The 12,576-nt window shown below is 58.1% G+C and carries 12 protein-coding genes; 3 read left to right on the top strand and 9 right to left on the bottom strand.

Annotation, left to right across the window (positions count from 1 at the left end):
- Nucleotides 1-224 precede the first annotated feature (224 nt).
- Nucleotides 225-806 (top strand): recombinase family protein, encoded by a 582-nt coding sequence (locus AB0O97_RS18315; protein ID WP_363884605.1) that lies wholly within the window; start codon nucleotides 225-227, stop codon nucleotides 804-806.
- Between the two features lie 87 nt (nucleotides 807-893).
- Here AB0O97_RS18315 and AB0O97_RS18310 read toward each other — a convergent pair whose 3' ends face one another.
- From AB0O97_RS18310 to AB0O97_RS18275, 8 genes are all read right to left on the bottom strand, one after another.
- Nucleotides 894-1,940 (bottom strand): hypothetical protein, encoded by a 1,047-nt coding sequence (locus AB0O97_RS18310; RefSeq protein ID WP_363884603.1) that lies wholly within the window; start codon nucleotides 1,938-1,940, stop codon nucleotides 894-896.
- A 477-nt stretch (nucleotides 1,941-2,417) separates the two neighbouring features.
- Nucleotides 2,418-2,942 (bottom strand): hypothetical protein, encoded by a 525-nt coding sequence (locus AB0O97_RS18305; RefSeq protein WP_363884601.1) that lies wholly within the window; start codon nucleotides 2,940-2,942, stop codon nucleotides 2,418-2,420.
- Nucleotides 2,943-3,363: 421 nt separating this feature from the next.
- Nucleotides 3,364-3,714 (bottom strand): helix-turn-helix transcriptional regulator, encoded by a 351-nt coding sequence (locus tag AB0O97_RS18300; RefSeq protein WP_363884599.1) that lies wholly within the window; start codon nucleotides 3,712-3,714, stop codon nucleotides 3,364-3,366.
- Entirely contained in the window at nucleotides 3,711-4,739 is a 1,029-nt protein-coding gene (locus AB0O97_RS18295; protein WP_363884597.1) for a tyrosine-type recombinase/integrase, read from the bottom strand. Before AB0O97_RS18295 ends, AB0O97_RS18300 begins: the two co-directional genes overlap by 4 nt.
- Before the next feature lie 250 nt (nucleotides 4,740-4,989).
- On the bottom strand, nucleotides 4,990-5,400 hold the full coding sequence (gene umuD, locus AB0O97_RS18290) for a translesion error-prone DNA polymerase V autoproteolytic subunit (protein WP_363884595.1): 411 nt from the start codon (nucleotides 5,398-5,400) through the stop codon (nucleotides 4,990-4,992).
- A 70-nt stretch (nucleotides 5,401-5,470) separates the two neighbouring features.
- On the bottom strand, nucleotides 5,471-6,115 hold the full coding sequence (locus tag AB0O97_RS18285; RefSeq protein ID WP_363884593.1) for a lactate utilization protein C: 645 nt from the start codon (nucleotides 6,113-6,115) through the stop codon (nucleotides 5,471-5,473).
- Nucleotides 6,112-7,677 carry a LutB/LldF family L-lactate oxidation iron-sulfur protein gene (locus tag AB0O97_RS18280; RefSeq protein WP_363884591.1) on the bottom strand — a complete coding sequence of 522 codons (1,566 nt, stop codon included), beginning with the start codon at nucleotides 7,675-7,677 and terminating at the stop codon, nucleotides 6,112-6,114. The genes AB0O97_RS18285 and AB0O97_RS18280 overlap by 4 nt, the downstream gene beginning before the upstream one ends.
- A complete protein-coding gene (locus AB0O97_RS18275) occupies nucleotides 7,674-8,471 on the bottom strand; it encodes a (Fe-S)-binding protein (protein ID WP_363884589.1) in 798 nt (265 codons plus the stop codon). Before AB0O97_RS18275 ends, AB0O97_RS18280 begins: the two co-directional genes overlap by 4 nt.
- A gap of 247 nt (nucleotides 8,472-8,718) precedes the next feature.
- Here AB0O97_RS18275 and AB0O97_RS18270 point away from each other — a divergent pair, with 247 nt between their 5' ends.
- Entirely contained in the window at nucleotides 8,719-9,441 is a 723-nt protein-coding gene (locus AB0O97_RS18270) for an FCD domain-containing protein (protein ID WP_363884587.1), read from the top strand.
- Between the two features lie 183 nt (nucleotides 9,442-9,624).
- Complete coding sequence (locus AB0O97_RS18265) at nucleotides 9,625-11,370, top strand: L-lactate permease (RefSeq protein WP_363884585.1); 1,746 nt, start codon at nucleotides 9,625-9,627, stop codon at nucleotides 11,368-11,370.
- Nucleotides 11,371-11,514: 144 nt separating this feature from the next.
- Here the strand turns inward: AB0O97_RS18265 and lipA are convergent, their stop codons facing one another.
- The gene (gene lipA, locus AB0O97_RS18260) at nucleotides 11,515-12,531 is read right to left on the bottom strand and encodes a lipoyl synthase (protein WP_363884583.1); all 1,017 of its coding nucleotides are present in this window, start codon (nucleotides 12,529-12,531) and stop codon (nucleotides 11,515-11,517) included.
- Nucleotides 12,532-12,576 lie beyond the last annotated feature (45 nt).

Below are 12,576 nucleotides of genomic sequence, written 5' to 3'. Positions count from 1 at the left end.
TGAGGGTGGTCGATCGCCCACATCACATCCTCGCACGAAGCACCCGCAAGGGGTCCGTCCGGATAGGCATTTCGGAGTGTCCCGCAAGCCGGTCCTTCACCGGGGCATGTGCAGACGACTTCTGAAATTTTCGAAACAGCATTGTTCCGCAGCAACCAGATTCCCGTATAGGGTGCCCGACTTAATGCCCGGTGATGGGGGGCTAAACACTACACTCAAAAACCATGACTGGACTCCTGATTGGATACGCGCGCGTATCCACCAATGACCAAGACCTCACCGCCCAAAAGAATGCCTTGCTTGCCCTGGGGGTGTCACAAGAGCAAACTTTCACCGACCAGGGCCTCACCGGTGCCAACAGGGCTCGTCCTGGGCTCGGGCAAGCACTGGCAGCCTGCCGGGGCGGGGATACCCTCGTGGTGACCAAGCTCGACCGTCTGGCCCGGTCGCTGCGCGATGCCAAGGACATCGTTGATGAACTCACCCGTCGCGAGGTCAAGCTCAGTATCGGTGGTTCCGTCCATGACCCCACCGATCCCGTGGGCAGGCTCCTTTTCAATGTTCTGGCCATGGTGGCCGAATTTGAGGCAGACCTGATCCGTGCGCGAACCCGTGAGGGCATGGCCGTCGCCAAGGCAAAGGGCAAGCTGCGCGGAAAACAGCCCAAGCTCTCCAAAGCACAGGAAACACACCTGGTCTCTGTTCACCGGGCGGGAACACACACCACCGTTGAGATTGCCGAACTCTTCGGAGTAGCCCGTTCCACCGTCTACCGCACCATCAAGCGCGCCGACGACCCCTCATAGATCCTTAGCGTGACTTTCCCTACTGCTCCTCCTCAGGCCCAAATACTGACGATTGCGTCGCACCGCCCCAGGATTACATTCGTTTCTCTAAGTGACAGGTTGGATAACAAGCCCGGCATATCTGGCATTCGAGGCTGAAACGGCGTTGGCCCACCTGATCGCTGTGCTCGGGTCAACGCCCGTTAGCCGGGCCAGAATTGTTGGTGGCAGTTCCTGTGCCAAAGACGCCATCGCTCCGGTCCTGCCCTTTGATGGCGAAATGCCGATTAGCCTCAGTCGTTTGGCCAATGTAACGGCGGCAATGGGATATCCGGAGCGGGATCCCGGTATGAGCCAGATGTTGTCTGTGGTTGGTGCGAAGATTCGAGGTGCTCTGCGGTTTTCATGGGTGGCCATGGCCAATTCCACGATCGCTTCGGGGAGTAGCACCGGTTCCGTTCCCAAGCGAAGGTGGACCGAACCGCCAGAGACGACAATATCTACAAGCTTCAATGCTGCAATTTGCTGTGGCCGTGCACCGAAGAGAAGCACGAGGGAGGCGCTGAATCGGATCGCTGCTGGCAAGGGACATTCCGGATGCAAGATGTAGCTCAGCAGTCGGTGGCGTTCATTTGCGGTCGTTCCGGTAACTCCGAGTGGCGTTCGTGGTGGCCGGCGTATTTCGATTTGGCGTACCAGCTGATTAGTGTGGGCCCATCGGAGGAATTCCTTGACCCGGAATTTTTCGGCCGAACCTGTGGAGCGCCAGCGGTCAACATCGGACTGCGTGAGGGTCTCCAGTGTCCGTTTGCAGGTTTGAAGCCATTCCAAGAGCTCGATGACGAGGCGGAGCTCGCGACGGCAACTCACGGCTAGACTGCCCGGGATCGGTGTCGGCTGCCTCAACAGCCGTCTGAGATGGCGCCATCGAGCGAACTGGATAAACGCCACTTTTATCTTCGGCTCTAGAATCCTTTCCGCACTGGCCACGATCCATTTCTCAAACCGAGCAATGTGATCGTCTCTGCGAGGAAGCAGCCCCGCGTCCACGAGCAAAGCACGAACGGCACGCGTTTCCTGATCGGTTCCAGCCTGGTCTAGGTATTCATGGCTAGGAGACACCTTCAACTCCATGATGGTGGCAAGCAATCTCATGGATGATTTCCTTGAGGCGAGAAGTTTGATGCTTGGTGAGGCTGTTCGTAACACCTCAAAAACGGCTCCGGCTACTGCATTGTCATTGCGCAACTTCACGGGAAGTAGAAGTTCAATCGAATCGTCGGCTGCGCAACGCTCACACAATCCGGCGGCATGGAGCTTTTCGTGCCGTCCACAGCGGTCGCAATCACGAAACGATACAGGGTCCCTCCGATAGCAGTAGTCGCATAGCGGTTTTCCGTTGGCCCGGCTAACGACGATCCGGTACCGCCCGCAATTGGAGCAATCTTCTGGCTTTCGCGAGCAACGACCGCATATGGCTCTTCCCTCAGTGTCACGGGTATTGGCCCGATTGACTGCTCCGCAAACAGCGCAGGGTTCCTTACGGCGTGAGCAGTCGTGGCATTGCGCCATGGGGGTTCCTGCAAAAAGGCACGGCTTCCGTCGTTTGCAGCCGGGACAATAGTCAATGAGCTATTTCGGCCTGCATCTGGTACAGACGGGCCCGTCGGGCCCGTTCCACGAAACAAAGCGCTGTTGCCCACACTCGATGCATGCGGCCATGCGTTCCGGCAGCTTCTTCATACATGTCTGGCACATCCCTGAGCCGTCCTCAGCGTGCAACACCAGGATCTGGAATCGCCCACATTGAGAACAGATTTTTCGTTTGCTTTCGCCGTAGCATCTGGCGCAACAATGCAAGCCCTCGATGATGTTGGGTAGGAGGGCCTCCCGACCGCAACGCCCACACACCACCGGATTCAGAGTCACGCCGACCTCCTTCATTGCGGCATGTAACTTGAGGAAAAGAGCAGATCCCGCTGCGGGACGGTCGAACCACTGCAGCGAATGAACCTCCAATTCCATGGCAACCCTCAGGATAGTGCCCGCATTCCATGTGCGCTTCAGGGCATTCGCCACGGCATCAAGCTGGTTAGCGGTAACGTCGATTTCGCTGCCGATAACTGCTGTTCTGAGCACATTGTCGACGTTCGCCAATTGGCCATCCCAACAGGTCCCGCACCATTCCAGACCGACCACAAGGGCGCGCCGGCAGCGCCATTTTCCACAAGTGGAACACTCGATCCGAACGCGGCGCCCGCGCGTATAGCAAGAAGCGCAGATGCCATGAACTCCCACCCGGGTCCGCAGCATCCGTTCCTCGTGACAGCGATAGCATCGAGTGCGTTTGAGTCTGGTTGCACCAGCTAGTACGAGCTGATCGATGATGCTGCCCAAGCTCGGAGGCATCGTATCGCTCCCAGAGGTCAGGAGACTTTTGTCCTCTTGCAGAACCGCCAGGAGCTCTAGGGCCATCGGCTTCAAAGTGACGGATCCCGCAACAGCCTGGCGAATGAGGCTCCCCTCAAGTCCAGGCTCTACGCGCTGGATGATACCGGCTATAGCATCAAGCGCATCGTCACGATTCATGACCGGGAACTATACGGGCGCGTTTGGGGCGAAACCCAGATGCTCGGAGGAACTCGGCGTTTGCTTCTAACACTTGATCGTCCGTCCCGGTAATAACGGCCGCATGGCTTAGCTCAACGCGCTGGACGAGGTCGTCGGCTGTGCAGTCGAATATGTCCATGAGTGCCACGAGGACATGAAGGTTTAGCCGCTCAGGCTTCTCGGCAGCGAGTCGATAGACCTGGCTGGATGAAAGGTCAATGCCACGTTCTTTCAGTTCATGGATCAGCTTTGACGTAGTGAACATTCCTGCAGCGGCCATGATTTCCCGAAGCCGCCATTCGTAACCGATGATTTTCATTCTGCACCACTTTCTATGTTGGGGTTCGGCAGGAGCTTGGCAAGAGCGTCGTGCATCATCTTGTTCGCGAAATCCCCACTGACGGCCGTGTAAATTGCTGTCGTGGATTGGTAGGCGTGGCCGACCTGTTGCTGGATGAAGACAGGGTCCACCCCTGATTCGACCAGATGCGTCACGTAGCTGTGGCGCAATGAATGTGGCGTTAGGGAATGCTCCATGCCGAGACTGTCTCTGAGTTCTCCAAAAGTTTTGCGTAGCTCTTGAGTGCCTGTTCGTGTGCCTCGTTCGGTGACCCAGAGTGCATTAGAATTTTTCGTGCGCACGTGTGGCCACACGTTTTCTACATAGTCTCGGACTGCGTCCACGGCCCAGGGGTGAAGGGACATGACCGAGCGACGTTTCGGCGCCGACCCGGCGGAAGATTTTCCATAGCGCACCTGCAAGACACCAAACCGTCCGAACTCTGGGGCATGAGGATTCGCATAAAAGTCCGTTTCATCCAGGTGAACGGCCTCGTTGATACGGAGCCCCCATCCGTAAATCACCTTGAGCATGGTGGCATCCCGATAAGCAGGCAGCGCTCCCTTGCGATGTGCGCTCAGGCAGTCCTCAACGATCTGATCGGCCCGGTCCAGGACTTTCTGAATCTCTTCCCGGGACATTGGCCGGCGGCCTGGCAGTCCCTCGTAATCCTGCAAATGGGCAACAGTGTTCCATTCGTGGCACACCTGCACGGGATGCATGCCGAACCTCGACATGCATTCTTCAACCCAGCCATAGTGTTCTGAACACAGGTAGCTGCAGAATGCCTTGATTGAGTATTGGTACATCCGAATGGTGGTCGGCGCAAATTTTTTGACGGCCACGAGATGCAGCATCCATTCATCGAAGTCGCCGGCCGTCCACGTCCAGGGCCACTCATTGGTGAATGATTGAAACTTCAGAATCTGTCCGACAGTACTCCGAACAGATAATTCCTTCAGATTTCGCCCACCTCGCTGGCGCATCTGCCACCCTTCAACCATGGCAGCGAATACTGCTTCCTTCTCATTGAGGAAGGACACTCCGGGAGGAAGCGACAGAGAGGCGAAGCCCGGCGGGACACCAGCTATGACCACGTTCCCCTCCCGTCTAATACATTATTCATGCATTAGACGGGAAATATTTGGTGTTGTCTAGAGCTTTTCACTCTTTTCATCCTGCAAATTTTGAGCCAAAATGGCATTAACAGCCCATTCACCGGCTGGCAATTCTCGTTTAACGGAAAAGCAGCGACTAAACGTGGTGCAGACACCGGGTAACAACGCCCCACACCGAAACGTCACCGCTCAATGCAACCACCTCGGCGGTCGCCGGGGACGTGCTTTGGGCGGACTGGGTGGCGAGGAAGGTGACGCCGTCGTGCTTCATGAGGCGGCGGATCAACAATTCACCCTCGACGACGGCCACCACCACCGATCCGTCGCGCGGAGTCAGCGCCCTGTCAACGATGATCTCGTCACCGCTGGCTATCCCGGCACCGGCCATGGAATCTCCGGCCACGCGCATAACGAAGGTGCTGGTGCGGTCGCGAATGAGGTGGCGATTGAGGTCGATGCCGCCATCAAAATAGTCGCGGGCGGGCGAGGCAAAACCGGTCGGGTCCGTACTCGGCGGCTTGCGGGCCGCCGGATCCACTCCAAACACACCACCACCGCCTAGTACAAAGATTCGAGACTTTAGCATAGCACTGGCGGCCGCCGCCCGGCCTGGGTGGTTAGGTCAGGATGATGACGTCGAGGGTGCGTGGTCCGTGGACGCCTTCGACGCGTTCGAGTTCGATGTCGCTGGTGGCGCTCGGGCCGCTGATCCAGGTTTGTGGGCGGGTTGCTTCGAGGCGGGCGATGGCTTCGGGGAGCACTTCTACGATGTCTGTTGCTTGGAGGATGCAGATGTGCCGGTCCGGGACGAGGGAGATGACGCGTCGGCCTTGATCCTCGCTCCCGTCGAGCATGATGGTGCCGGTTTCTGACACGGCCGTCGCAGCAGCGGTGACGACGGCGTCGATCGTGTCGAGTTCAGCGGTAGTGAGCGGGTTCCCGGGAGCGTCAACATGAATCCTCAGCGCCCCCTCCCCGTCTACCGTGGTGGGGAGGGCTGTGAGCCAGGCCGGGTCTAGTCCGTGCGGGACCACAATCGAGGTACTGCCGGTGAGGAGTTCTGCGAGCCGTGCGGCCACGTCGGGAGCGGGTGTGAGGAACACGTTTGCTTTGTAATCCACCAGCCGGTCCACGAGCTGGCCCAGGCGCTGCGCCGCGGTCATGTTCGAGCTGCGGCGGTAGTCACGCGGCACGACCGGGGTGGGTGGCTGATCCCGCAGGGCCGATGCGATGCGATTCATGATGTCCTCGCGGGCGCTCATGCCTGCTCCCCTTCCGGGCTGTTATCAGTACTGCTGTTTAAGGTGGTGCTTGAGGTACCCGTGCCAGGTACGACGGCGGCACCTGGCTGATGATCTTTAGCCCACCATTGACGGAACGACTGGCTCGGCGGGGCCGGGATATCCCTACTTTGCGTCCAGCCGCCAGCGATCCCGGGGAGTTTCTTGATGACTTTGGCGCGCCCAGCGACCAGCTTGCCTAGGGGCAATCCCTTTTCTAGCAGGGCCAGGTGTGAGCCCTTGGAGAACGCCCACTCAGCGCCCTTCATCATCAAATCCATCTGGGAGGGGACCTTGATCGTGGCGCGTTTGGAATCAACGTCTTCGCCGCGCAAATGGACCAGAATTTCGGGGATGTTAATCTTCACCGGGCAGGCGTCAAAACACGCCCCACACAAGGACGAAGCATAGGGCAGGGAGTTGTTTTCCTCGCTCTTAATCCCCGTCATCAACGGTGAAAGAACCGCACCAATCGGTCCAGGATAGGTGGAACCATAAGCGTGGCCACCGGTACGTTCATACACGGGACACACATTCATACACGCCGAACAACGGATACAGTTCAACGCAGTACGCCCGTATTCATCAGCAAGAGCGGCCGTACGCCCGTTATCCAACATGACCAAGTGCACGTTCTGCGGCCCATCCCCAGGAGTAACACCAGTCCACAACGAGGTATACGGGTTCATCCGTTCACCCGTGGAAGACCGCGGCAGCAACTGCATAAACACTTCCAAGTCCTGCCACGACGGCAGCAACTTCTCAATACCCATGACCGTGATGAGAGTTTCCGGCAGCGTCAGACACATCCGCCCGTTACCCTCGGACTCCACCACCGTCAACGTCCCCGTATCAGCCAAACCAAAATTCGCACCCGAAACCGCGACCTTCGCGGAAAGGAACTTCTTACGCAGGTGAGTACGTGCAGCCTCAGCCAAACGAGCCGGATCATCGCTCAAGAGAGGATCCACCACAGGCATCTCGCGCAAGAAAATCTCCCGGACCTGACTGCGGTTCTTATGAATCGCCGGGACCAGAATATGGCTCGGCTTGTCATGATCCAACTGCACAATCAACTCAGCCAGATCCGTTTCAAAAGCCGCAATGCCCTGCTCTTGAAGATACTCATTCAAACCGATTTCCTGGGTGGCCATCGACTTGACCTTGACCACCTCAGACTCCCCCGTTGCCCGGATCAGAGAAGTAACAATCTCATTAGCTTCTTGAGCATCCCGGGCCCAGTGAATAATGCCACCCCGGGCGGTGAAGTTCGCCTCGAACTGCTCCAACAATGCCGGCAGATTCGCCATCGTCGCGTCCTTGATAGCACTGCCCGCATCACGCATGTCTTCCCAATCAGGAAGCTCAGCAACAACCTTCAACCGCTTATCCCGAATCGTATGCGTCGCGTGGCCCAGATTAGCCCGCAACTGCTCATTGCCAAGTTCCCGGTGCGCGGCCTTCGGGAACGGCTCGGTCGCATTGAGGTTACCGTGACCAAAAACAGGCAGCGACGGCATACCCAAAAAAGTATTACTACTCATCGCTTACTCCCCGCCAATGTGATCTCACCGGTAACTGATACCGGGTTTTCAAGAGTGCTCGCCAAAATCTCCGCGAAATGCAGGGTGCCTACCTCACTGCCCTGACGGGACAACCCACCACCAATGTGCAACAAACAACTCGCATCCCCACCAGAACACAACTGCGCACCCGTGCCGCAAATATTCGCCGCCTTATCAGCATTCATCGCGGCAGAAACATCAGCATTCTTCATCGAAAACGTCCCACCAAAACCACAACACTGATCAGCCTGAGGCAACTCCACCATCTCAATACCACCCACACTCGCCAGCAAATTCAACTGCCGATCCTCCAGACGCAACAACCGCATCCCATGGCAACTCGGATGATACGTAACCTTATGCGGAAAGTACGAACCCAACTGTTCAGCCGCGTTCGTGATGCCCAGAACATCCGTCAAGAGTTGTGAGAGTTCATACGTCCTAGCCCCCACCGCCGCGGCCCGGGCCTCCAACGCCGCATCACCACAACGACGGGCCACCAACTCATGCTGATGCTTCACACTCGCCACACACGAACCAGACGGCGCCACAGCAACGTCATAGTCATCCGTATCAAAAGCCTCAACATGATTAGCCACAACAGCACGGGCTTCCTTGAAATAACCCGAATTCACATGCATCTGACCACAACAAGCCTGCCCGGAAGGGAACACCACCTCATGCCCCAACCGCTCCAACAAAGACACAGTAGCCCGAGCAGTCCGCGGATACATCGCATCAACAATGCAAGTAGCAAAAAGCGCAATTTTCATGGGACCAGCTTTCGGCAGTAAAAATCAAGTATGTGGTCTGACCATACCCCTCATCGGAGCCACTGTCTAGTAAAAAAGTTCATCACTTGTGAGACGGGCCACGTGAATTGTGAAATCTAGCCACACCCGGCTGGTCCAATCACAATGACCAGACGGCGCCACCCGCTCACGGCCAACAACGACTAGGAACTGGAGCTACCCTGAGCGTGATGCCGGGAAGGACGTGGGCCCGTGGCAGGATGGAACGGTGACTGACAAAAAGGAAAAAGCTCCCGGGGCGCGCGCCTACGAGGCTGTCTTGGCGAGCATCGAGACTGAACTGAGGACCGGACGACTAAAGATCGGCGACCGCCTCCCGGGGGAACGCATCCTCTCAGAGCAGCACGGGATCTCGCGAGCCTCAGTGCGAGACGCCATCCGCATCCTAGACGTCATGGGACTCGTGCGCACAGCCACCGGATCAGGGCCGAACTCCGGAGCGGTGCTGATCTCCAACCCCGCGGCGGGGCTATCCTCGACCCTGCGTCTACACGTGACGAGCCAACACCTGCCTGTGGCCGATATTGTGGAGGCACGCATCCTCATGGAATCGTGGGCCACCTCGAAGGCCGCGAGTGAGATGCCAATCAACGAACCGTCTCTGGACCGAGCCCAGGAGCTACTGTCCTTAATGGACGACCCTACTCTTGACCGCGAGGCCTTCCACGACCTTGACTCGCAGTTTCATGTCCTCCTCAGCACCATGGCCGGCAACGCCGTAGTTTCCGCGATGATGGAATCTCTGCGCCTCTCCATCATGGATTATGTACGTAATTCCGTCACGACGGATGATCAATGGCTTCCCGTTGCAGAAACTCTGCGGGCCCAGCACCACGGCATCCTTGACGCCGTCACGGCCCGCAACGGCGAGCTGGCGGGACGGCTGCTGAGAGAGCACATCGAGTGGTTCTTCCTCGAAAATGGCAGCTAACCCACGGCAATCTCAGCTGCTTTTTGCGCTCGAACTCAGCAAATTTGGCTACCGCGTTACAGGAAGTCATCACAATAAGGTGAAGAGGCTCACATTTGGCGGGAAATTTACGTTAGACTATGGTGGTCCGACCACAGAGGTCTGACCACAAATCTTAGTTACCCCTCGACGTGGAGGAACCTCATGGACCAATTCACCCCCAGCACCGCCCCTGTGCTCAACAGCGTTGCCTGGTCGGCCATCGTCGCCTTGCTGCCGCTGCTGACCTTTTTCATACTGCTCGCCGTTGTCAAAACCCGGGCACACGTTGCTGGCTGGTTTGCGCTCCTTGTGGCACTGATCGTCGGCATCGTTGCCTTCCAAATGCCCACCGGCTTGGCACTCCTGTCTGCAAGCCAAGGTGCGGTCTTTGGCGCCTTCCCCGTGCTGTGGATCGTCATCATGGCAGTCTGGCTCTACCAGGTCACAGTGCTCAGCGGGCGGTTCGAGGACCTTCGCCGTGTCTTTGACGTGATCGGCAAGGGCGATGTGCGCCTGCAGGCAGTCCTCGTCGCGTTCTGTTTCGGCGGATTGTTGGAAGCCCTTGCAGGGTTCGGGGCTCCAGTGGCGATCACCGCCACCATGCTCCTGGCGCTCGGTCTGCCCCCGTTGCGGGCTGCGGCCGCCGTGCTAGTTGCCAATACTGCTCCTGTTGCCTTCGGCGCCATGGCAATCCCGATCACCACCGCCGCTAACCTTACGGGGCTGCATGCAACGGACATTGCCTCAATCGTTGGGCGCCAAGCTCCGCTGCTGGCAACGTTCGTACCGCTGATTCTGCTGTTCATTCTCGACGGTCGCAGGGGCCTCAAGGACTGCTGGCCGGCCGCGCTGGTTGTCGGTTTCTCTTTCGCAATAACCCAGTTCCTCTGCTCGAACTACTTCTCCTACGAACTCACCGACATCGTGGCCTCGCTCGTGGGACTCGGCGCTGCCGTAATCTTCTTCCGGTTCTGGACGCCCAAGGGTAGTGAAGCCGCACGCGAACGTCTCAGCGTGGCCTCCGCCGAGGCAGACTCAGAGACATCAGTCTCAAGCACCTCACGCGGCGGTTCAAAGACTAAGACCGCTGCCGTCAGTGCCGATACTGCTGCTGACCGTTTGACGCCGGCGCGTACGTGGTTCGCCTTGTTCCCCTATTTCCTCGTGATCGTCGTTTTCGGTATCGCGAAGCTGTGGAAAGTGGGTGTGGATGTGCCCGCATTCCTGGCCACCACCGATATTAAGATTCCCTGGCCCATCCTGCATGATGCTCTGGTGGATTCGGCAGGAAAACCGCTGTCCGCTACCGTCTACTCCTTCCAGTGGCTCTCCACTCCCGGTACCTTGCTGTTGATCACCGGGCTGATTGTCGCCTTCGTGTACTCGAAGAACGATGAGGATGGTCGCTACCCAATCACCGTGGGCAACGCAGTGGCGGAAATTGGGCGCACCGTCTACCGGATGCGTTGGGCTGGGACCACCATCATTACCGTCCTCGCACTGGCGTATGTCATGAACTTTTCCGGGCAGACAATCTCTATCGGCACCTGGTTGGCCGGCACGGGGACGTTCTTTGCGTTCCTTTCACCCGTCCTCGGGTGGATCGGCACTGCCGTCACCGGTTCCGATACCTCCGCCAATGCTCTGTTCGGCAAGCTGCAGCAGACCGCTGGCATCCAGGCCGGGATCGACCCGAACCTTCTCGTGGCAGCGAACACTTCCGGTGGCGTCGTTGGGAAGCTCATCAGCCCGCAGAACCTGGCCATCGCCGCCACGGCCGTTGGCTTGGAAGGCCAGGAATCGGTCATTCTGCGCAAGGTCGTTGGTTGGAGCATAGGCCTGCTGCTGATCCTCTGCACGCTTACCTACCTGCAGTCCACCCCCATCTTGGGCTGGATGCTGCCGTAGTTTCAGGTTTTCCTAACGGGGATTGCTACTTGGGATTAACCTAATGGGGAGTGTGCGGGCCACCGGCCCGCACACTCCCCATTTCATTTTCTTCAGTCAGGGAGCCGCGTCCGGCCGGGCCCCTGTGGGTCTGAGAGTGCCCCTTTAGCGTGCGGCGAGGAGGGAGGCGGCTTCTTGGCGGGTGTGGCCGGAATCTTCGATGCCTTCAGCGATGTGGGCGAGGTGTTCGGGGATGTCCCGACCCTTCTTGCGCATGGCGGTGGCCCAGAGGCGTCCGGCACGGTAGGAAGAACGCACCAAGGGTCCGCTCATGACGCCCAGGAAACCAATCTCTTCCGCCTCGGTCGAGAGCTCCAGGAACTCCTGGGGTTTGACCCAACGATCCACCGGAAGGTGGCGCTCGGAAGGGCGCAGGTACTGAGTGATGGTGATCAAGTCCGTGCCAGCATCATGAAGGTCCTGCAACGCGACGGAGATTTCCTCACGCGTCTCACCCATACCCAGAATCAGGTTGGACTTGGTGACCATGCCCTGATCCCGGCCCTGCGTCAAAACATCCAAGGAGCGTTCGTACCGGAAGGCCGGGCGGATGCGCTTGAAGATCCGTGGCACGGTCTCCACATTGTGCGCGAAGACCTCGGGCTTGGACTCACAGATCGCGGTGATGTGTTCGGGCTTGCCCGAGAAGTCCGGGATCAACAATTCCACCCCCGTGTTCGGGTTCAGTTCATGAATCTTGCGGACCGTTTCGGCGTACAACCACACACCCTCATCGGCCAGATCATCACGGGCCACACCCGTAACCGTGGCGTAGCGCAGATTCATCTTCACTACCGAGCGGGCCACCTTCGTGGGCTCAAACCTGTCGATCGGGGACGGCTTGCCCGTATCAATCTGGCAGAAATCACAGCGCCTGGTGCATTCAGAACCACCAATGAGGAACGTGGCTTCACGGTCTTCCCAGCACTCAAAAATATTCGGGCACCCCGCCTCTTCACACACCGTGTGCAGCCCCTGGCCCTTGACCAGATTCTTCATCGCGATGAACTCCGGGCCCATCTCGACCTTCGTCTTCATCCACTCAGGCTTACGCTCCACCGGAACAGCAGCATTACGCTGCTCAATCCGCAACAACTTACGTCCCTCAGGTACCAACGTCATGAAAGTTCTCCTTCTAGCCGCGCATGCTTTTTAGTCACACAAACT

Origin of the sequence: Specibacter sp. NPDC078692 (genome assembly GCF_040686835.1) — a bacterium.
Classification (GTDB): Bacteria; Actinomycetota; Actinomycetes; order Actinomycetales; family Micrococcaceae; genus Specibacter.
Note: the sequence above shows the minus strand (reverse complement) of the source record. Positions and strands in the feature narration are given on the sequence as shown.

Coding starts and splice junctions, on each gene's coding strand:
- AB0O97_RS18315 (WP_363884605.1), top strand. CDS start 225: ATGACTGGACTCCTGATTGGATACGCGCGCGTATCCACCAATGACCAA.
- AB0O97_RS18310 (WP_363884603.1), bottom strand. CDS start 1,940: ATGAGATTGCTTGCCACCATCATGGAGTTGAAGGTGTCTCCTAGCCAT.
- AB0O97_RS18300 (WP_363884599.1), bottom strand. CDS start 3,714: ATGAAAATCATCGGTTACGAATGGCGGCTTCGGGAAATCATGGCCGCT.
- AB0O97_RS18295 (WP_363884597.1), bottom strand. CDS start 4,739: ATGGTTGAAGGGTGGCAGATGCGCCAGCGAGGTGGGCGAAATCTGAAG.
- AB0O97_RS18285 (WP_363884593.1), bottom strand. CDS start 6,115: ATGAGCGCCCGCGAGGACATCATGAATCGCATCGCATCGGCCCTGCGG.
- AB0O97_RS18280 (WP_363884591.1), bottom strand. CDS start 7,677: ATGAGTAGTAATACTTTTTTGGGTATGCCGTCGCTGCCTGTTTTTGGT.
- AB0O97_RS18275 (WP_363884589.1), bottom strand. CDS start 8,471: ATGAAAATTGCGCTTTTTGCTACTTGCATTGTTGATGCGATGTATCCG.
- AB0O97_RS18265 (WP_363884585.1), top strand. CDS start 9,625: ATGGACCAATTCACCCCCAGCACCGCCCCTGTGCTCAACAGCGTTGCC.
- lipA (WP_363884583.1), bottom strand. CDS start 12,531: ATGACGTTGGTACCTGAGGGACGTAAGTTGTTGCGGATTGAGCAGCGT.